The sequence below is a fragment of the Cytobacillus oceanisediminis 2691 genome (assembly GCF_007678455.1).
In the GTDB taxonomy this organism is placed as follows: Bacteria; Bacillota; Bacilli; order Bacillales; family Cytobacillaceae; genus Mesobacillus; species Mesobacillus oceanisediminis_A.
The window spans coordinates 19,530-38,714 of record NZ_VEEP01000001.1 but is presented as its reverse complement, the minus strand read 5'-3'; the positions used below and the strand labels follow the sequence as shown (position 1 = coordinate 38,714).

Sequence of the window (19,185 nt, the reverse complement as noted above, 5' to 3'; positions counted from 1 at the left end):
TTCAGGAGGACATTATGCCTGATTGGTCCTATCACACGCTATTTAAACCATGGTTATCAAGGTTTCCCGGAAATGCGGGCAGGGAATTCATTCACAGGGGAATGTCGACGATTGCCAGTATCCCTGGAGGAAAATCATTCATAGAGTTTCTCGGCCATATGAGTCCTTCAGGAAAATTATCCCGCAATCTTTTTGGACTTGAATTCGAAAGCCCTGTTGGATTAAGCGGAAAAATCGACCCAAAATTAACAGGGACTCAAGCATTCCAAACGCTTGGGTTTGGAACAATCGAAGTTGGCCCTGTTACCGTTTTACCACGGGATCATGTTGTCGATGCATCACTGGATTCATCAGAAGATGCTCTGATCCTGCCAGAAAACCTGCAGACGATTGGACTTGCAGCCACAATCGACACTCTGAAAAAGAAGCAATTAAGTGTTCCAGTTCTGATCCGACTGGAAGAACCAGAGACGATTGCCAGGCATTTCAAAGGAGTTGGGGATGCATTTGTAATAGAAATCGACTCCTTAAAAAGCCCGGATAATCTGTCACAAATAAAAGCTTTGTTGGATAACAGACCAATTCTTATAGCAGTCAGACATACCGTTGTTCCGGAAACTCTTTCGAAACTTAAGGAAGCCAGTGCCTTTGCTCATGGAATCATGATTGAGGAAGACCGCGCCCTGAGATCAGGCAAACAGGTTCTGGCATTACAGCAAATCAGCGGTATGACCCGTGCTTTATCGATGATAAAAAAAGAAATTGCACTTCCTGTCGTGACTTCGGGAGGAGTTGCCGAACCTGCTGATGCCCTTGAACTTTTCAGAGCAGGAGCAGAACTTGTCTTTCTGTCTGGAGGCTATATCGCATCAGGTCCTGGCCTGCCAAAAAGAATCCAGGAAGCGATGCTTGATACCCGCAAAGAAGAAAAAGATCATCCGGGATGGGCATGGCATTGGCTTTTCGGACTGTTTATTTTACTTGGTGGTTCCATTGTCCTTTTTTATAGTTTGACGAAGGTACTCCTTTTCTATGATGAAGCTTTTATGCAAATGAGCAGGGTTGAATTGATTGCTTATAACTCTAACCTGTATAAATTCATGTCCCATGACCGGATGACCCTGGCGGGAACGATGATTTCCGGCGGGTTTATTTACATGCAGCTTGCCCGCTATGGCATCAGTCATGGCATACATTGGACGAGGAAAGCTTTTAATATAGGGTCAATTACAGGATTCCTCGGGATTTTGCTATTCCTCGGATTCGGTTACTTCGACTGGCTGCATGGATTGTTTTGGCTGATTCTGCTCCCTGTTTATCTAATTGGCTACACAAAGACGCGAGGTGCGAATGGGCCGCCATCCTCGAAAAATCGAACAAACCATATTGCCTGGAAAAAAGCATTGTTTGGACAGCTATTATTTGTGATCCTTGGCTTCTCGTTTGTCCTGGGAGGAGTCATTATTTCCACTATCGGGACGACATCAGTATTTGTTGATACCGATCTACAATACATTTGCATGACTCCTGATCAGCTTAATGCATTGAACGAAAAGTTGATCCCGGTCATCGCGCATGATCGAGCAGGCTTCGGCAGCTCACTTTTCAGCGTAGGATTATTGGTGCTGACCCTGGCTTTATGGGGATTCCACGAGGGGGCTGCCTGGGTATGGAGAACTTTTTTGATCGGTGGCATCCCGGCTTTTTCAGCAGGAATCCTCACCCATTTTTATATCGGCTATCTTGATTTTATTCATCTCTTCCCAGCCTATTTTGCACTTGCCCTTTACCTTGGCGGATTATGGCTGACCAGGGACTATTTTAAATTGAGCACCAGGTTGAACCATAAGCAGATGCCATGCAAGACTGCAGACATACCCTAAAAAGGCAATTGTCTGCGGTCTTTTTTTATTTGTACCAAATAAAACCCTTATGAAAAGTGGCTTTGTGTAATAGCAGCACACGCATAAGGATTCTTTTCTTTTTTAACGCTTCCCCCTCTCTATGGCCCATTAGTGAAAGGAAACGGCTATATAAGGGTACAATACAAGCAATATGGGCATTTTACATTTTTTACTGCATTACCCTATCACAAATTCTCTCCATTTCTTTAAATTCACCCTTGTAAAACTCACTAAAAACGAATATTATATTTATTGTGTCTAAAAAACGTTCGTATTTTGGAGGAACTCATGTTTAAATTAAAAGAGAACAACACAACCATAAAAACTGAAATGATGGCTGGGTTAACAACCTTCTTCACGATGGTTTATATCGTAGTCGTCAATCCGATCATACTTGCTGATGCTGGTGTTCCCTTTGAACAGGTTTTCACGGCGACCATCATCGCTGCAGTCATCGGTACTTTATGGATGGCCTTATTTGCTAATTATCCTATTGCCATCGCTCCAGGCATGGGCCTGAATGCTTATTTTGCCTATTCCGTTGTCGGCAACCATCAAAATATTACGTATGAAACGGCTTTCGCGGCTGTATTTATCGCAGGTTTAATCTTTGTTATCCTTTCGCTGACATCTTTCCGCGAAAAATTGATTGAAGCAATCCCTGTCAACCTCAAGCATGGAATCACTGCCGGAATCGGCCTGTTCATTGCTTTTATCGGCTTGCGCCTGACAGGGATCATCACGGCACATCCGACAAACCTGGTTGCACTTGGTGATCTTCATTCACCTTCCGCACTGCTTGCTTTGGTTGGACTTGCCATTACGCTTATCTTGATGGTACTGAACATCAATGGTGCACTTTTCCTTGGAATGGTTGCCACAGCCCTCATTGCCTTTTTCACTGGACAACTGAACTTTAATGAAGGTTTCATGGCGATGCCTTCCCTGCCCGAGGGAATGATTGTCCTTAATCCATGGACAGCTTTGATGGATGTAATCCAAAACAGCTTATATGCTGTCGTGTTTTCGTTCATCCTTGTGACTATTTTTGATACGACAGGTACAATGATCGGTGTGGCTCATCAAGCAGGATTGATGAAAGGGAATTCCATGCCGCGCGCCCGGGAAGCACTGCTGTCCGACTCGATTGCTACTGCAGCTGGGGCTATGTTCGGGACAAGCCCGACGACAGCTTACATTGAATCGTCTTCAGGTGTGGCAGCAGGCGGACGTACAGGACTAACTTCACTGACAGTTGCTGGCCTGTTCATTCTTGCTGCTTTCTTCGGACCGCTTGTAAGCGCAGTTTCCGGATTGTCGGCTATAACTGCTCCGGCATTAATCATTGTCGGCAGCCTGATGATGGGAAGCATCTCTAAGATCACATGGGATGAACTTGATGAAGCATTCCCAGCTTTTCTGATCATCCTTAGCATGCCGCTAACATCAAGCATTGCTACAGGAATCGCACTTGGCTTCATTTCCTATCCTCTTCTGAAAGTTGTCAGAGGAAGATGGCGTGAGGTCCACCCACTGCTTTATGTTTTCGCAGTCTTGTTCTTTTACCAGCTTGCGTTCCTGCCTCACTAAGGAAAAACTTGCAAATTTAATCGAAGATAGAACCTGCCATTGGCGGGTTCTTTTTTTATCGACTGTTCTAAGGCATGTCTTTTCACAATAAAAATAAGGTGAGACGGACAAGGCTGGTGATAGGGATGACAGGAAAAATTCTTGCTGTGATAGTGGGAAGCTTGTTGCTTGGAGTAGGAGTGAATGGATTTTTGGTACCCCACCATCTCCTGGATGGCGGTATGATCGGGATTGGGTTGATCATTCATTATTTTTACGGTTTTCCTGCAGGTCTCACGATGATCCTCCTGAGCATACCTCTATTCTTATTGGCATGGATACTGGAACGAAAATACTTTTTTCATAGCTTGTATGGTTTGTTGGCGTCAAGCTTGTTCATTGATTTATTCGTACCAGTGAAACGCGCAATACACTTAGGCATTTTGCCAAGTGCATTCATGGGAGGTATTTTGGTAGGCTGTGGAATCGGCTTGATGCTTCGTTATGAAACGAGCACCGGAGGAACGGATTTATTTGCCCAATTGATTCATAAATTTTTCCCTCTTAATGTCGGATTCATGATTTTCATAATTGATGGAGTAGTGGTTTTGTCAGGACTGAAGGTGATTGGGATGGAAAAATTCATTTTTTCTCTGCTCACCATAACCTGTGCAGGATTTATGACATCGTTGTGCGTGATTAAGCGAAGGATCGTTTACTGATTTTTTTGTGAAAAGATGACTTAAAAATCTTTTCCGTTGATCGCAATGTAATCACAATAAAAAAGCCAGCCAAAAACTTACTTGGCTGGCTTTTTTGCATTATTAAGCTTCCGCTTCAATTTTCTGATTCATATCTGTATAGACAGTAGAATCGATTTCTTTTGTAATCCTGCTAGTCAATATGCCTGATGTCATCGATCCGCTGACATTTACCGCTGTGCGGCCCATATCAATCAATGGCTCAATTGAAATCAGCAAGCCGGCAAGACCGACTGGCAGATTCAATGCAGAGAGCACAAGCAATGCAGCGAATGTGGCTCCTCCTCCAACACCGGCTACCCCAAAGGAACTGATTGCCACAATTATAATCACTGTCGCCAGGAATGATGGTGACAATGGATCGATTCCTACTGTCGGCGCAATCATGACTGCCAGCATAGCAGGATAAATTCCGGCACAGCCGTTTTGGCCGATTGATAGGCCAAACGATCCTGCAAAGTTCGCGATTCCCTCTGGAACACCAAGTGAGCGCTGGGTTTTGATATTCAATGGCAGCGCCCCTGCACTCGTCCTTGAAGTGAAGGCAAACGCAAGCACAGGAAATGCTTTCTTAACATAAGTGACCGGATTCAATCCAGCAATCGTCAATAATAGCAAGTGGATGATGAACATGATGGCAAGCGCGACATAAGAAGCGGCTACGAACTTACCCAATTTGAGGATTGCATCGAAATCACTTAAGGCAACTGTCTTGGTCATGATCGCAAGAACACCATACGGAGTCAGCCTCAGAATCAGTGTCACGACCCTCATGATGACTGCATAGAAAGCATCCACTATCTTAGCGAACAGCTCTGCCTGGTCCGGAGACTTCCTTCTGACTCCAAGGAAGGCGATCCCCAGGAATGCAGCGAAAATCACGACAGATATTGTAGAAGTTGGCCTTGCTCCTGTGAAGTCCAGGAATGGATTGGCCGGCAGGAGATCGAGAATTTGCTGCGGCATTGTCCGCCCCTCAATCCCGCCATATGTCTCCTCCAGTGCAGCTGCACGCGCCTGTTCAGCATCTCCCTGCGTGATTTGGACCGCTTCGAGATCGAAGCCGACAGCCGTGGCAATCCCCACAGCTGCCGCAACAGCCGTGGTACCGACCAGAAGTCCAAGGATCAGCGTGCTGATCTTGCCAATATTATTGGTCAGTTTCAGCTTAGTAAAAGCCGTAAGAATTGATATGAACACGAGCGGCATGACAACCATCTGCAGGAATTTCACATATCCGCTGCCAACGATAGAAAACCAGTCGGCACTCTTGGTGATGATTTCCGAACCTGCCCCATAGATTAATTGCAGTGCGAAACCGAAGATAATTCCAATTCCGAGCGCAATGAATACCCTTTTAGAAAAAGATACATGCTTTTTTTGCAAGTAAAAAAGAATAGCTATAATACCCAGCATGATTGCAATATTTAAAATCACTAATCCAGTAGTCACTCATTTCCCCTCCTATGTTATCAATCTCGAATAATATAATACATGTATTCTGATAAGTCAACTCGGAATTAAAATCTTCTCCTCCTTTTCCTAAATTTTTATACAGTATACTTTATGACTGTGTCATAGGTTACATGCATCGCAAAAAATTAAAAAAGGATGCCCGCCTGAATCCCAGGGAACACCCTCTACATCTCTGTCTGTCCTCTACTTCAAATTTTCAACCAGTTTTTCTATTTTGCTCCTGTTATTTTCAAATCCGATCAGAACTTTTTTGTTTTTAAAGAACCATAGCTTTGAGTTTGTAAAAATGAATGCTGGAACTATTACAGTCCCAGTCATATCTTTAAGTTTCTTTTCCTTTTCAGGTTCATCCTGCACATTGATTTCTTCATAAGGTACTTGGTTATGCGAAAGAAACTCCTTCGCCTCCTGGCAGTCTGTTCACATGGGACGAGTGAATAGTGTTAATGCACTTTTTGACATTTCCTTGCCCTCCTAAACCATACTCTTAACGGTATTATATATTCCAAAAGTCCAGCCAAGCCAATATTTAGCCTATTTAATCTTTAGGGAAGACCATCCTTACCTAATTTCTCACTAAAAGTCCATTAAACATAAAATAGAGCAAGCTAATTAAAAATCCTCACTTTATTGCTTTTTATGTTAAAGTAAAAGAAATATATCCGAATAATTTGTCTTTAAAATGGGGCTTGTGCTCACTTGATGACTGGGGATTAAAATATGAACCTTTTAACAGTTCTAGTATTGAATCTAATCTTCATCCTGATCACTACTTTTGTTTTCCAATACATTATCATCAATAAGTTTAAAGCATTATATCAAAGGCTCGACAAACTGTTGATAGTCTTGTTGGCAGGAAGCCAGATCGTTTTTTGCATGACTTTTACGCTGATAAACAACCCTGATTTCATTTTTGACTTACGGTTGATTCCTGTAGTTGTCGGAGGCCTGTATGGCGGTCCAATTGTAAGCATCCTGCTTTTCGTAATCGTTGCCCTGGCCAGGTTTCCCTTTGGCGGCGATGGTGTATGGGTCAATTTTTTCAATATGCTGACCATTACCGTTTTTACATCATACATATCTTTAAAATTCCGGAGTTTCCCTCTTGCTAAAAAGCTTTACACGGTAGTGGCTGTTGCTATTTCCTATACCCTCCTCATTTTCCTGATGAAAGCAGCTGTGTTTAAAGACCCTAATGACATTCAGTTTATGGTCATATACGGCGTAACTCTGACAGTGGGGATATTTATTATTGTTTACTATATTGAAATTATGAAGCAAAATCTTGTTTTACATAATGCTGTAATCAAATCGGATAAAATTGAAGTCGTTTCTCAGCTGGCTGCTAGTGTCAGTCATGAGGTCCGCAATCCGCTGACCGTAACCAGAGGATTTTTACAGATGCTGAAGGATCCCTCCATAGAGGAAGAGAAACGGCTTTATTATCTGAATACTGCCATCGATGAACTTGATCGGGCAGAGACAATCATAAAGGATTACCTAAGTTTTGCCAAACCGCAATCCGGGATAGCTTCATCAATTTGTGTGAAGGAAGAGATTGAAAAAGCAATGGAACTCATCATTCCTTACGCTAATCATTTCTCGGTCAGCATAAAAAGGGACCTTATGGAGGGAATGTTTGTTTCCGGTGAAGCTTCAAAATTCCATCAGTGTATATTGAATATCATAAAAAATGGCATAGAAGCTATGCCCAATGGCGGGGATCTTGAGATCGGCTGCAGGACGGAGGGCAAGCAAGCCACCATCTCCATAAAAGATACAGGATGCGGCATGACCCCGCAGCAGCTATCCAGGCTTGGAGAACCCTATTTTTCCACCAAGGCTGAAAAAGGCACTGGACTCGGCATGATGGTGGTTTATAAAATCATTGATGAAATGAACGGCAGGATCGAGGTAAAAAGCAAATTGGAACAAGGAACTATATTTAAGATTGATTTGCCACTATATGATACGGAAAAACGGGAGATATAATCATCTCCCGTTTTTTAGTCTTCTATCAGGTTAAGGACTGGCACGTCTTTTTCCAATTCCGGTTCAGATTTTGAATAAACCCTTGCCATCTTTGTTTTCTCGTCAACATGCTGGATAATGACGGGAGATCCATCATATGTCACATTGATCAAATCAGCTGATTCAACAATTTCCTTTGCTCGGCCAACATTCATTTTGAGTCCCTCCTTGATGATAACAAATATAATTTATGCGTAATCATATCATGCTATCCAAGAATCCGGCCCAAACATTAAATCTTGAAATTCAGTCTGATCACATTTGCTTTTCTTAAGGTTTCATAGATAATCACAATGATCGGGCCGGCGAAAATACCCGCTATCCCCAGCAGTTTCAGGCCGATATACATGCTGATCAAAGAAGCAAGCGGAGAAATCCCAAGGCTGGAAGAATAAATCTTGGGCTCTATCACCCTCCGGACAACCGTGATGACTAAGAACAGGATGATCAACCCGATCCCGAGAAAATTATTATCCTGAAGAATCGCGATGACAGCCCAGGGAACCAGCACCGAACCTGTCCCGAGGATCGGCAGGATATCAACTGCCACAATTAACAGTGACAGGAGGCCGGTATACTTCACCCCAAGTATACTCATGCCAGCCATAGCCATTACAAAGGTGACAAAACTCAGGATGATCTGCGCTTTTAAAAATCCGATTCCCGCCTTGTTTAACTGGCTGCCGACTAGAAAAACCTTTTGCCGGGTCTGTTCCTTCAAGTGGGACTCAAGTTTCAATTTCAGCTTAGGAAGTTCAAGACTGAACAAGAATAACGCAATTAAATATACAAGGAATTCAATCATGAATCCAGGGATTGCCGCAAGCAAATTGATAATGCCTGCAACGGCTTGCTGAAGAAAGGAATCGAGTGCATTAATATTTTTTTCGATTGTTTGCTCAATTTGCGTAATTACTTCCACCGGGAAATTTTGCGAGTAGAATTCCCATTTATGCATTAATGGCAAAATCGCTGTCCGGTAAATATCCCTTACAAAGGTTGGCGTCTTTTCCGATAATGATACTGCCTGGTGTGCGATAATTGAGACAAGATTATATCCAATCACTCCCAACAGGAGAACAAATCCGAGGAACACAGCGATCACAGCTTGGAGTCGCTGAAAAGAAAATCTTTTTATGATCCACTGAACCGCTCCTTCTAACATGACTGCGGTCAGGAAGGCAAAAATGAGCGGCAAGCTGTAAGGAATAAGAAGGAAGATGACTGCTGCAGCCACTCCAATCATTAACCATTTTTTCCACATAATCTATACTCCCTTTTAAAAAACTAAATCTGTAATAGCTTTAAAATTACTATAAACCATCTTGGCCTTTACTGCTATTTTTTCCGCCAGATATTTTTGTTTCTCCCTCTTGCAGGGTATAAAGGTAAAAATAATTAGTGAGGAGATTTTATGGAGGAACAATTCAATTTTTCGAGCCCGCTGGAAAAAGACTTCTTTCAGCAGCCGACCCTAGACTTGGCTGCTTCCCTGCTGGGCTGCATCCTGGTAAAAGAAACCGAAGAAGGGACAGCCGCCGGCATCATTGTCGAGACGGAAGCCTATATCGGCCCTATGGATCAAGCGGCACACAGCTATAATAATCGCAGGACACCGAGGACTGAAATCATGTTCCATGGGGCTGGATTGGCCTATACGTATGTCATGCACACCCACACCCTATTCAATGTTGTCAGTGGAAAGGCAGGCAATCCAGAAGCTGTGTTAATCCGTGGAGTGGAACCATTATCAGGTCTGGATTTAATGGTCAAGCGACGGGGCATGCCGGAATCAGCCAATCTCACCAATGGTCCAGGGAAGCTGACAAAAGCGCTCGGGATCACTATGTCAGATTACGGACATCACTTAACGAAGGAACCACTTTACATCGCACCGGGGTCCTTACCAGATAGCATTTCATCAGGCAAAAGAATCGGCATCGATAATTCCGGAGAAGCGAGAGACTATCCATGGCGGTTCTGGATTACCGGTAACAGCTATGTTTCCCGTCACCAGAAGGCCGAAAAAACATTTGTGAACAATGGAGGGTCAAAATGAAAAAAAAAGCGATATTCTTGGACAGGGACGGTGTCCTAAATGAAGTACTATCTCACCGGGTAAAATTCGTCAACTCCCCGGAAGACCTGTACCTCCTTGAAGGTGCAGCCGAAGCCGTTGCGGAACTGAGCAAAGCTGGTTATGAAATTTTTGTTGTCACAAACCAGGGTGGCGTCGGTCTGGGATTTTTAAAAGAAAAACGTCTACACGAAATTCATGACACCATGATTGAGATGATTAAGGAACATGGTGGCCACATCAAGGAGGTTGCCTACTGCCCTCACAAGCCAAAAGCCGGTTGCGAGTGCCGAAAACCGAACGCCGGCATGCTTCTCGACCTCGCCAGCAGGCATGAGATCAACCTGGAAGGAAGCGTCATGGTTGGCGACCACGAACGCGATATTGAAGCCGGCAAAAAAGCAGGCTGCAAAACCGTCTTTATTGGCTCGGAAGATACAAGTGCAGACAAAAAAGCCCCTTCACTCCAGGCAGCCGTTCCATTCATTCTCGAACTTTTAGATGAAGAATAACTTACATTGTTAAAACCGCTGCCTGTGGAGAACTGGCAGCGGTTTTGAATTTAAACTTGCGACATTCTATTTGCCGGTCAGGTAAGTGTTGCCCGGAAATTAAGATGGCTTTTCGATTCCGGGAACAGGTTTTAGCGTGACTGCTATTTTTGTGACCGGAATTCTGGCTTCGCTCTCTTTTCGGGCACATATTCTTCTTTTATGTGACCGTTATCCGTGGACTGCACAGTTTTCGAGCACATATTTCTCTTTTATGTGACCGTCATCCGCGGACTGTACAGTTTTCGGGCACATATTTCTCTTTTATGTGACCGTCATCCGTGGACTGCACAGTTTTCGAGCACATATTTCTCTTTTATGTGACCGTTATCCGCGGATTGCACAGTTTTCGGGCACATATTTCTCTTTTATGTGACCGTCATCCGCGGATTGCACAGTTTTCGGGCACATATTACAATTAAAACCTCATTCCCCTCTCAAAACCGACTAACCCACGAGAATCATTCTATCCCGAGCCATCCATCAAGAGGCACTTATCTTCGTCAATGAACGCCCGAGTTCGAGCGCTCGCCGATTAATATCCAATAGGGAATGTTTTTCCGGCGCAAGCACTTTTTTCAACGCTTCCAAGATCGATTCATCTGGAAGGATTCCCGTTTCTTCTAAAAATGCGCCAAGAAGAATCATATTGGCGACTTTCGGGTTGCCAAGTTCATTGGCCTTCTCTGTTGCGTTGATATTCAACACCATGATATCGGTTCTTTCCGTTCTTTTTGAAATTAATGAGGAGTTTACTATGAGTAATCCTCCAGCCCTTACAACTGGCTCGAATTTTTCATAAGAAGGATTGTTCAGGACAATGGCTGTTGTCGGGCTAGAAACCAGCGGCGAACCAACCTGCTGCTCACTGACAACTACTGCACAGTTTGCGGTACCCCCTCGCTGCTCAGGTCCGTAAGAAGGAAGCCATGATACAAACTTGCCCTCTGTCATTCCGGCATAGGCAATCAATTGGCCCATCGACATGACCCCCTGGCCGCCAAAGCCGGCAATCAGAATTTCTTCCATCAGCGAACATCCCCCTTCTGGACATCCTTATATACACCGGGAGGATAAGCAGGCACCATATTGTCCTTGATCCAATCTAGTGATTCATTCGGATCCAGCCCCCAGTTCGTTGGACAGCTTGAAAGTACCTCGACCATCGAGAAGCCAAGCCCCTGCTTCTGTGTTTCGAATGCTTTGCGGATCGCTTTCTTTGCTTTTAGGATATTCGGGACATCGTGCGAGGAAACCCTTTCGATATAAGCTGTGCCATCCAATGTTGCCAGCATTTCACTAACCCTGATCGGCAGTCCCTGAATGCTCGCATTCCGGCCAAATGGAGTTGTCGCCGTTTTCTGGCCAACCAGTGTGGTCGGCGCCATTTGTCCGCCTGTCATCCCATAAATCGCGTTGTTGACGAAGATGACGGTAATGTTTTCCCCCCGTGCTGCTGCATGGACCGCTTCGGCAATCCCAATCGAAGCCAGGTCGCCATCCCCCTGGTAGGTAAAAACAAATCGGTCTGGGAGGACGCGCTTGATCCCGGTCGCTACAGCGGGAGCCCGGCCATGCGCTGCCTGTGTCATATCACAATTGAAATATTCGTAAGACAGCACCGAACATCCAACCGATGCTACTCCGACCGTATCCTCGAGGATGCCCATTTCTTCCAGCACTTCTCCTACCATCCTGTGGATGATTCCATGCGTACAGCCAGGACAGTAATGGGTCTGGGTATCCGTCAGCCCCGCTGTTTTCTCGAACACCGTTTTCATCGTCATACCACAACACCCCCGGCCAGCTTGATGATCTGATCATAGATTTCTTCCTGCGTCGGCACTACCCCGCCAGTCCGGCCGAAAAATGAAACAGGAGCTTTGCCCTCGACAGCCAGCCTGACATCCTCGACCATCTGTCCGGCACTCATCTCAACCGAAAGAAAGCCCTTCACCCGGTCGCGGGTCTCAACAAACGGCAATTCAGGGAATGGCCATAGTGTAATTGGGCGGATCATGCCGATTTTCAGTCCGTCTTTACGCGCTTTGTTGATTGCATTCATGGCAATCCTTGCGGCGGTTCCATAAGCCGTTACGATATATTCTGCATCCTCTGTTTCATACGTCTCATATCTGACTTCATTTTGCTGAATCAGCGCAAATTTTTTCTGAAGATGTTTATTGCGTTTTTCCAGGGCATCAGCATTTAATTCTAGTGAAGTGATGACCCTCGGCTTGCCGTCCCCGCGGGTTCCTGTCGTTGCCCATTCCTTCTGCTCCGGTTCCCTTTCTTTTAGCTCCTTGAACTCGACAGGCTCCATCATCTGTCCAAGCATGCCATCCCCAAGCAGGATAACAGGCGTCCGATAGCGGTCGGCAATATCAAATGCTGCTTCCGTCAGGTCTATGATTTCCTGGAGAGTAGATGGCGCCAGGACTGGTGTATGATAGTCGCCATGTCCTCCGCCCTTTGTTACCTGGAAATAATCCGATTGAGCCGGCTGGATGTTCCCAAGCCCAGGGCCGCCCCGCATAACATTCACGATCAGCGCCGGAAGCTCAGCCCCAACAAGATAGGAGATTCCTTCCTGCTTAAGGCTAAAGCCCGGGCTTGAAGAAGACGTCATCACGCGAACTCCGGTTCCTGCCGCACCATACACCATATTTATCGCAGCCACTTCACTTTCCGCCTGTAAAAATAACCCGCCAACCTCGGGCAGCCTTCTGGCCATATAGGCTACAAGCTCACTCTGCGGGGTAATCGGATAACCGAAAAAATACTTGCAGCCCGCATGGACAGCAGCTTCGGCGATCACCTCATTACCCTTCATCAGTACTTTCCCCATTGTCATCTCTCCTTTGTTACACAGATTTGCGAACCTTCTCAGGCCTATATACAGTGATCACGGAATCCGGACACATTTGCGCGCATTTCCCGCAGCTGATACAGTTTTCCTGATCAGTGACGACGGCTGGCCGGTATCCCTTTTCATTCAAGTAATCAGCCAGATAGATCACATTTGTCGGACAAGCATTCACGCACAACTTACACGATTTGCAAGTCTCTTTGTTAAAAACAACTCTCTTCTCCACTGCTTTTGCCTCCTTTACATTTCCCACGGCAATCTCAGATACCTGGAGATCACCTTCACTGGTGCTGCCGCCTCAATATCGACTTCTTCTAATGCTTCAGTTGCTAAATGCTGCGGCACTACCGCGTACAACATCGGAATTCCAAGCTGATCCGATAGAGCCATACTCAGTTTCAAGCCTTTCGACACATCCTGAACCGTGGTATCATTTCCAACATTTGAATTATTGATGATGCCGGTGATCTTCAATCTTGAAGCTTTTTCAATTTTCTTCAAGGTATCCATTGCACCTTCCAGAGTACTTACATAAGGCCGGTTGGCATTCAGGACAAAGAGTACCTCTAGCTTCATCTCTTTCCAATCGTTGTAAAATTGACCCAGTGCTGTCGCCCCATCCTTATCCCCGCCTGCATCGACAATCAGCTTATACGACGGATCATAAATCACCCTGCTTAAATCGCCAGGAACAATCGGCAAGTCCGCAGCAGCAAGCCTTTCAGCAGGTGCAATCAATTCAATCCCTTTTTCTGAAAAAATAGCCCTGGCATCCCTTGCACGATAATAAGGATTGACAATATCAAGATCGGCGACTGCGACTCTCGTCCTCTCCTTTGCTGCTTCTAACGCCAGATTGATCGATATCTCGGTTTTGCCGCTGCCAAAATGGCCGGTAATAATGGTTATATCCGCACCTCGTTTCACGGCTCCACCTCCTTCTTCTATTGAAAGCGTTTTCATTTACTATTATATAAGCCTACTTTTATCTTCTCTTTGACAAAAGTCACGTTTTCGATAAAAAAGGAGTTCATTATGAACTCCTTTTTTATCTTTCTTTATATTGCGAAACTGAGGACTACCTTTTGCGGCATGTCCTGTTCTTCGTATACTTCTTTTCTCAACCTTTCACATGAAGGCATTTCATAGGAAAAATCCTGCACTGCTTCAGGAATCAATCCGTCAGCTTTCAATGTTTCAAATACCCTCTGCATTGCATCGTCCGTATCCAGGCATTCATCTGATCCTTCATATTTAAAACAATCTACACATGTCTCCACGATATTTGCGTCAATTTGCTCCTGAGTAAAAACCAGTTTTGCGCCAGCCATCTTTTCCACTTCGCGATTTTCCAACTCAATAATCGTCGTTACGTTCATTATTGGCACCTCCGTTTGGATTACACTATCATTATAGTAAGTTGTCATCCAATCAGGGGTGTTTTGCTAATTAGTTCATTTTTTATTCACATATTTCATTCAAAAAGTTGTCAAAACTCCATAATAGCGGGACTTTCGATACCCTGCCAAGGATTACTCTATTACAGCAATTTCAACCAGGTCCCAGGAATGAATGATTTATATGTGAAAATAATGCAATTCCACGAAACCGAATTAATTTCCCGCAAAATCCACCTGCAATTTCGCGAAACAGCCATATAATTCCGCTAATTTCCACTATCATTCCGCGACTTGGAAACCAGCATCTAAATTTAACAGCCAACTTCCAGAACATTTAATGTCATCTGCTAATAATCAGAAAAAATCAAATAGATAAACTTCCTGGAATCCAATTGACCTAGAAAAAAATAACTGATACTATCTCTATTATTATTTAAATCCATCATTTTTCCTTGTATATGTTCGAGAATATGGCTCGGACGTTTCTACCATGCTACCGTAAAAGGCGTGACTACAAGGGACTTAGATATTTGCCACTCTTTTTTGGCATTTGTTTTGTCCTTTGTGGTACTCCGGCAGCATGCACTGCCGGAGTTTTTTATTTTCTCAAATAAACAACCAGGAGGACAGCACATATGAAAAACTTTTTCCAGTTTGCAGAACGAAACACCAGTTATAAACAAGAGTCACTTGCCGGGATTACGACATTCTTATCGATGGCGTATATTCTTGTCGTCAATCCGATGATCCTAAGCCAGGCCGGCATGGACAAGGGTGCCGTTTTTACAGCGACCGCGCTTTCTGCCATCATTGGCTCTTTGCTCATAGGACTGCTTGCCAATTTTCCGATCGGAATCGCTCCAAGCATGGGCTTGAATTCTTTTTTCACTTTTAGCGTCAGCATAGGGATGGGTGTTGAATGGGAGGTCGCCCTTACCGGCGTCTTTGTTGCGGGTGTCCTGTTCGTTATCCTCAGCCTTCTTAAAATCCGTGAAAAGATCATCAATGTCATTCCACAGGACCTGAAGCATGCCATCGCAGCGGGAATCGGCTTTTTCGTTGCCTTCATCGGCCTGAAAAATGCTGGAATCATAGTTGGCAGCGAAGCGACATTTGTGTCGATTGGCAACCTTACATCGGGGCCGGTATTGCTTGCTTTGTTCGGTTTCATCATCAGTGTGATCATGATGGTCCGCGGGGTCAGCGGAGGTATTTTTTACGGAATGGTCATTGCCACGATCATCGGGATCTTTACTGGCTTGATTGAAAAACCTGACGCCGTTGTCGGCACTGTTCCAGACATTTCTCCTACTTTCGGCGTTGTCTTCAACCACTTAGGGGATATTTTCTCACCGGATGTGCTTGCCGTCATTTTCACCTTCCTGTTCGTTGCATTCTTCGATACGGCGGGTGCATTGATTGCAGTAGCAAGCCAGGCGGGATTGATGAAGGATAATAAAATCCCGAATGCAGGCCGTGCCCTGCTTGCAGATGCTGGCTCGGCGGTTGCTGGTGCTGTACTCGGCACTTCAACAACCGCATCATTCGTGGAATCTTCAGCAGGAATCGCGGTCGGGGGCCGCACCGGATTCACTTCCGTCATCATTGCTGCATGTTTTGGCGCAGCCTTGTTTTTCTCACCTGTACTATCCGTGATCACTCCGGAAGTCACCGCACCAGCATTGATTATCGTAGGTGCGCTGATGGCAACTGAAATCAGCAAGATTAACTGGAATAACCTGGCTGTCATCATTCCGGCTTTCGTGACCATCATTATGATGCCGCTCACTTTCAGTGTCGCAACAGGGATTGCGCTCGGCTTCATTCTTTATCCATTAATGATGCTTGGCATGGGCAAATCCAGAGATGTCCACCCGATTATGTATGTTCTTGGATTCCTGTTTGTCGGTTATTTTATTTATGTATAGCAAACGAAAAGCCCGCAGCTTTTAAAGTTGCAGGCTTTCTTTTTAAAAAAAGGGAATCAGCCCTGCGTAGGCTGGTTCCCTTTTTTAGATCCTATTCATTCACCCATGCCAATCCGATCGTGCCCTGCCCGGTATGTGTTCCGGCAACAGGACTGAAGGTAGTAGTGGTAAAAGATATATTTGGGAAACGCTGCTGCAGTTCTGCCTGCCATTCGTTTGCCAATTGTGGCACATTTCCATGAATGACACTGGCTTCCTTTACATTGCCAGATGCCTCATCAAAAATTTGGAACAAGCGCTCCTTCACCTTTTTTTCTGTCCTGATTTTATCAAAAAGAACAACCTTTCCATCATCAAACCTGACGATCAGCTTCAGTTTAATCAAGCTCCCGATAATCACCTGTGTAGTCGACAGGCGGCCGCCTTTGTGCAGCTGCTCCAGGCTTCCCGGTGCCATATACAGATTGGCCTTGTCAGGCAGCGTCCTTAAATAGGAAACGATTTCATCGTATGACTTGCCTTCATTTTGAAGCTCAATCCCCTTTTCAACCATGCGTCCTAATGGAAAGGACCCAATTTTAGAATCGATGACATCAACCTTGAATTCCACCATGCTGGAAGCGGCTACTGAAGATTGGTAAGTTCCTGTAAGGGCACTTGATGCGTGAATCGCAATCGCATGTTTGTATTGCTCCTTGAGTTTCTGATAAAGTTCCACAAACTCTCCGATCGCGGGCTGCGATGTTTTCGGCAGGACCTTTGATGCGGCAAGCTTTGGATAAAAATCCTCTGCTGTAATATCAACGCCCTCCAAATAGGATTCTTCGCCAAAAATAATGCTTAAAGGTACAACATATATATGGTTTTCTTTTATGAACTCTTCAGATAGTGAAGCTGTACTGTCGGTTACCCATGCAATGTTATTTAATGTCGTCATGTTTTCTCCTGTTCTCCGTCAAAAATATCGATGAATATGCTTACAATTCCCATGATATATGAAGTTCACTTATAAAACTATTAGTAATTTTTAAGAATACGATTTATTTGTTAGAAACTATAAAAAAGTTAATAACATTGACACATGTTTTTACAGATGACCCAACGGGAACAATGGTACAAACTCGACTGGGAGGAACATGTTCCATGGACCCTTATATCTACGCATTATATTCCCTCATCTACTTAATTTTATTCCTTTGGGGTTTAAAAGCTTCAATCAAATTCGGAATTCTCAGGTGGATGAATGTACTTTTGCTCGTTACGTTCGGACTGGTGTATGACAATCTGATTCTTGCGTTTGGAAGCTTGATCGGCGAAGGCTCTTTTTTAAAGACCATGAATCTTTTGCGTTTTTGGTTTCATGCCCTTTTCACCCCATTACTGATTATTTTTTCCTGGGCTGCAGCCAGCGAGGCCATCGCCATCGCATGGTTAAAAGGGCGAGGCGGGTTGCTCTTTGCGGGATTCCTCACACTGTCAATGGTCATCTCTGAGCTTGTTCAAAATACGGTAGGCCTCGAACTGGAGCCAGATCGCTCATATGGAGTGTTAAGCTATGATTCATCAGGCTCCCATGGTCCGCCAATCATGATCATTGGCGTTACTGCCGCCTTGCTTATTGCCGGCATCATCTTATGGAAAAAAAGGAAGTGGAAATGGATGGCTATCGGTGTCATCCTAATGGGAATTGGAAGTGCTGTCCCCTTTCCATTGGAAAGCGATGCGGCGACCAACGGTTTTGAACTTATCCTGCTCATTTCACTATGGGCAACAAAGGCATTTCTTGAAAACAATCAGGCCGTGAAGAAGGCATGATTGTTTTAGAATAATTTCTTAATTTCCTCCGCTGTCAACTGTTTGCCCGCCGAGACTACATTTTGATCAATGACCACAGCGGGGGTACAATCTACTGCATACTTTTCGATTTCTTTCCCATCTTCAACCTTTTCAACAATAGCCGCCACCCCAGCTTCATCGATCGCTAAATTAATATTTTCCTCAAGGACCTTGGATTTTTTGCAACCAGTTCCCAACACTTTAATGATCATGGCCTTTCCCTCCTTCTGATAAAAACACTGCATGGCTTATAGAGTGAATTTACCCCATTTTTAAAAACGAAAGACTCCTGCCCGCAGATTTTTGAGTTATGGCCGAGAAATGAAAAGGGTTTTTGACAGCTTGTATGGCATTTGTTTTAAAGTTGTCAAAATAACGGCCGGTTCTTGACAGCTTTTCCTGCTATCGTCCCCAACCTGTCAAAATAACGGCGCTTTCTTGACAGCTTTTACCTCTATCACCCTCAACCTGTCAAAATAACGTCGCTTTCTTGACTGCTTTTCCTGCTATCACCCTGAACCTGTCAAAATAACCACGCTTTCTTGACTGCTTTTCCTGCTATCACCCTGAACCTGTCAAAATAACGACGTTTTCTTGACAGCTTTTACCGCCATCACCCTCAACCTGTCAAAATAACGACGCTTTCTTGACTGCTTTTACCGCTCTCACTCCGAACCTGTCAAAATAACCACACTTTCTTGACTGCTTTTCCTGCTATCACCCTGAACCTGTCAAAATAATGACGTTTTCTTGACAGCTTTTACCTCCATCACCCTGAACCTG

Annotated in this window: 19 protein-coding genes, 1 pseudogene and 1 riboswitch; of the genes and pseudogenes, 8 read left to right on the top strand and 12 right to left on the bottom strand. The window is 44.6% G+C overall.

The genetic code is table 11. From position 1 onward, the window contains the following. Nucleotides 1-14: 14 nt before the first annotated feature. The 3 genes from FS736_RS00260 to FS736_RS00250 all read left to right on the top strand — a co-directional run bounded on the left by FS736_RS00260 (nt 15) and on the right by FS736_RS00250 (nt 4,195). The gene (locus FS736_RS00260) at nt 15-1,883 is read left to right on the top strand and encodes a dihydroorotate dehydrogenase (protein ID WP_144474337.1); all 1,869 of its coding nucleotides are present in this window, start codon (nt 15-17) and stop codon (nt 1,881-1,883) included. A gap of 309 nt (nt 1,884-2,192) precedes the next feature. Beyond that, entirely contained in the window at nt 2,193-3,494 is a 1,302-nt protein-coding gene (locus FS736_RS00255) for an NCS2 family permease (RefSeq protein WP_144474335.1), read from the top strand. A 125-nt stretch (nt 3,495-3,619) separates the two neighbouring features. Then, nucleotides 3,620-4,195 carry a YitT family protein gene (locus tag FS736_RS00250; protein WP_144474333.1) on the top strand — a complete coding sequence of 192 codons (576 nt, stop codon included), beginning with the start codon at nt 3,620-3,622 and terminating at the stop codon, nt 4,193-4,195. A 102-nt stretch (nt 4,196-4,297) separates the two neighbouring features. Here the strand turns inward: FS736_RS00250 and FS736_RS00245 are convergent, their stop codons facing one another. Together FS736_RS00245 and FS736_RS00240 are read right to left on the bottom strand one after the other, a co-directional pair. Then, complete coding sequence (locus tag FS736_RS00245) at nt 4,298-5,650, bottom strand: L-cystine transporter (protein WP_285848137.1); 1,353 nt, start codon at nt 5,648-5,650, stop codon at nt 4,298-4,300. Nucleotides 5,651-5,893: 243 nt separating this feature from the next. Further along, a pseudogene (locus FS736_RS00240) lies at nt 5,894-6,115 on the bottom strand (glutaredoxin family protein); the annotation flags it as partial. A 315-nt stretch (nt 6,116-6,430) separates the two neighbouring features. Here FS736_RS00240 and FS736_RS00235 point away from each other — a divergent pair. Continuing rightward, nucleotides 6,431-7,702, top strand: coding sequence for an ATP-binding protein (locus tag FS736_RS00235; protein ID WP_144474327.1), 1,272 nt, complete (start codon nt 6,431-6,433; stop codon nt 7,700-7,702). A gap of 14 nt (nt 7,703-7,716) precedes the next feature. Here FS736_RS00235 and FS736_RS00230 read toward each other — a convergent pair whose 3' ends face one another. Together FS736_RS00230 and ytvI are read right to left on the bottom strand one after the other, a co-directional pair. After that, on the bottom strand, nt 7,717-7,896 hold the full coding sequence (locus tag FS736_RS00230) for an H-type small acid-soluble spore protein (protein ID WP_144474325.1): 180 nt from the start codon (nt 7,894-7,896) through the stop codon (nt 7,717-7,719). Nucleotides 7,897-7,973: 77 nt separating this feature from the next. Then, nucleotides 7,974-9,005 carry a sporulation integral membrane protein YtvI gene (ytvI, locus tag FS736_RS00225; protein WP_144474323.1) on the bottom strand — a complete coding sequence of 344 codons (1,032 nt, stop codon included), beginning with the start codon at nt 9,003-9,005 and terminating at the stop codon, nt 7,974-7,976. A gap of 150 nt (nt 9,006-9,155) precedes the next feature. Here ytvI and FS736_RS00220 point away from each other — a divergent pair, with 150 nt between their 5' ends. Both FS736_RS00220 and FS736_RS00215 read left to right on the top strand, forming a co-directional pair. Next, nucleotides 9,156-9,800, top strand: a complete 645-nt coding sequence (locus FS736_RS00220) for a DNA-3-methyladenine glycosylase (protein ID WP_144474321.1) — start codon at nt 9,156-9,158, stop codon at nt 9,798-9,800. Then, a complete protein-coding gene (locus FS736_RS00215) occupies nt 9,797-10,330 on the top strand; it encodes a D-glycero-alpha-D-manno-heptose-1,7-bisphosphate 7-phosphatase (protein ID WP_144474319.1) in 534 nt (177 codons plus the stop codon). Before FS736_RS00220 ends, FS736_RS00215 begins: the two co-directional genes overlap by 4 nt. Before the next feature lie 522 nt (nt 10,331-10,852). Here the strand turns inward: FS736_RS00215 and FS736_RS00210 are convergent. The 6 genes from FS736_RS00210 to FS736_RS00185 all read right to left on the bottom strand — a co-directional run bounded on the left by FS736_RS00210 (nt 10,853) and on the right by FS736_RS00185 (nt 14,617). After that, nucleotides 10,853-11,398: a 2-oxoacid:acceptor oxidoreductase family protein gene (locus FS736_RS00210; RefSeq protein ID WP_260983495.1), complete on the bottom strand. Its 546-nt coding sequence runs from the start codon at nt 11,396-11,398 to the stop codon at nt 10,853-10,855. Further along, nucleotides 11,398-12,156 carry a thiamine pyrophosphate-dependent enzyme gene (locus FS736_RS00205; RefSeq protein ID WP_260983494.1) on the bottom strand — a complete coding sequence of 253 codons (759 nt, stop codon included), beginning with the start codon at nt 12,154-12,156 and terminating at the stop codon, nt 11,398-11,400. Before FS736_RS00205 ends, FS736_RS00210 begins: the two co-directional genes overlap by 1 nt. After that, complete coding sequence (locus FS736_RS00200) at nt 12,153-13,217, bottom strand: 3-methyl-2-oxobutanoate dehydrogenase subunit VorB (RefSeq protein WP_144474315.1); 1,065 nt, start codon at nt 13,215-13,217, stop codon at nt 12,153-12,155. Before FS736_RS00200 ends, FS736_RS00205 begins: the two co-directional genes overlap by 4 nt. Before the next feature lie 16 nt (nt 13,218-13,233). Continuing rightward, the gene (locus FS736_RS00195) at nt 13,234-13,464 is read right to left on the bottom strand and encodes a 4Fe-4S binding protein (RefSeq protein WP_144474313.1); all 231 of its coding nucleotides are present in this window, start codon (nt 13,462-13,464) and stop codon (nt 13,234-13,236) included. A 14-nt stretch (nt 13,465-13,478) separates the two neighbouring features. Beyond that, nucleotides 13,479-14,165 (bottom strand): nucleotide-binding protein, encoded by a 687-nt coding sequence (locus FS736_RS00190; protein WP_186326618.1) that lies wholly within the window; start codon nt 14,163-14,165, stop codon nt 13,479-13,481. A 131-nt stretch (nt 14,166-14,296) separates the two neighbouring features. After that, a complete protein-coding gene (locus tag FS736_RS00185) occupies nt 14,297-14,617 on the bottom strand; it encodes a hypothetical protein (RefSeq protein WP_144474309.1) in 321 nt (106 codons plus the stop codon). Nucleotides 14,618-15,070: 453 nt separating this feature from the next. Then, a riboswitch (purine riboswitch) is annotated at nt 15,071-15,172 on the top strand. Nucleotides 15,173-15,273: 101 nt separating this feature from the next. Here FS736_RS00185 and FS736_RS00180 point away from each other — a divergent pair. After that, nucleotides 15,274-16,566, top strand: a complete 1,293-nt coding sequence (locus tag FS736_RS00180) for an NCS2 family permease (protein ID WP_144474307.1) — start codon at nt 15,274-15,276, stop codon at nt 16,564-16,566. A gap of 91 nt (nt 16,567-16,657) precedes the next feature. On the opposite strand, the gene FS736_RS00175 is transcribed toward FS736_RS00180, so the two are convergent. After that, a complete protein-coding gene (locus FS736_RS00175; protein WP_144474305.1) occupies nt 16,658-17,503 on the bottom strand; it encodes a DegV family protein in 846 nt (281 codons plus the stop codon). Between the two features lie 302 nt (nt 17,504-17,805). Between FS736_RS00175 and FS736_RS00170 the strand changes: the two genes are divergently transcribed. Then, on the top strand, nt 17,806-18,381 hold the full coding sequence (locus tag FS736_RS00170) for a hypothetical protein (protein WP_144474303.1): 576 nt from the start codon (nt 17,806-17,808) through the stop codon (nt 18,379-18,381). A gap of 5 nt (nt 18,382-18,386) precedes the next feature. On the opposite strand, the gene FS736_RS00165 is transcribed toward FS736_RS00170, so the two are convergent. Beyond that, entirely contained in the window at nt 18,387-18,614 is a 228-nt protein-coding gene (locus FS736_RS00165) for a thioredoxin family protein (protein ID WP_144474301.1), read from the bottom strand. Between the last annotated feature and the right edge of the window lie 571 nt (nt 18,615-19,185).

Bases quoted from the DNA above. Each gene is read 5' to 3' on its own strand.
- FS736_RS00230 (WP_144474325.1), bottom strand. From the start codon at position 7,896: ATGAATGTTGGCCGAGCAAAGGAAATTGTTGAATCAGCTGATTTGATC.
- FS736_RS00165 (WP_144474301.1), bottom strand. From the start codon at position 18,614: ATGATCATTAAAGTGTTGGGAACTGGTTGCAAAAAATCCAAGGTCCTT.
- FS736_RS00235 (WP_144474327.1), top strand. From the start codon at position 6,431: ATGAACCTTTTAACAGTTCTAGTATTGAATCTAATCTTCATCCTGATC.
- FS736_RS00210 (WP_260983495.1), bottom strand. From the start codon at position 11,398: ATGGAAGAAATTCTGATTGCCGGCTTTGGCGGCCAGGGGGTCATGTCG.
- FS736_RS00200 (WP_144474315.1), bottom strand. From the start codon at position 13,217: ATGGGGAAAGTACTGATGAAGGGTAATGAGGTGATCGCCGAAGCTGCT.
- FS736_RS00180 (WP_144474307.1), top strand. From the start codon at position 15,274: ATGAAAAACTTTTTCCAGTTTGCAGAACGAAACACCAGTTATAAACAA.
- FS736_RS00220 (WP_144474321.1), top strand. From the start codon at position 9,156: ATGGAGGAACAATTCAATTTTTCGAGCCCGCTGGAAAAAGACTTCTTT.
- FS736_RS00260 (WP_144474337.1), top strand. From the start codon at position 15: ATGCCTGATTGGTCCTATCACACGCTATTTAAACCATGGTTATCAAGG.
- FS736_RS00170 (WP_144474303.1), top strand. From the start codon at position 17,806: ATGAATGTACTTTTGCTCGTTACGTTCGGACTGGTGTATGACAATCTG.
- FS736_RS00255 (WP_144474335.1), top strand. From the start codon at position 2,193: ATGTTTAAATTAAAAGAGAACAACACAACCATAAAAACTGAAATGATG.
- FS736_RS00250 (WP_144474333.1), top strand. From the start codon at position 3,620: ATGACAGGAAAAATTCTTGCTGTGATAGTGGGAAGCTTGTTGCTTGGA.
- FS736_RS00185 (WP_144474309.1), bottom strand. From the start codon at position 14,617: ATGAACGTAACGACGATTATTGAGTTGGAAAATCGCGAAGTGGAAAAG.
- FS736_RS00205 (WP_260983494.1), bottom strand. From the start codon at position 12,156: ATGACGATGAAAACGGTGTTCGAGAAAACAGCGGGGCTGACGGATACC.
- FS736_RS00215 (WP_144474319.1), top strand. From the start codon at position 9,797: ATGAAAAAAAAAGCGATATTCTTGGACAGGGACGGTGTCCTAAATGAA.
- ytvI (WP_144474323.1), bottom strand. From the start codon at position 9,005: ATGTGGAAAAAATGGTTAATGATTGGAGTGGCTGCAGCAGTCATCTTC.
- FS736_RS00175 (WP_144474305.1), bottom strand. From the start codon at position 17,503: ATGACGACATTAAATAACATTGCATGGGTAACCGACAGTACAGCTTCA.
- FS736_RS00245 (WP_285848137.1), bottom strand. From the start codon at position 5,650: ATGCTGGGTATTATAGCTATTCTTTTTTACTTGCAAAAAAAGCATGTA.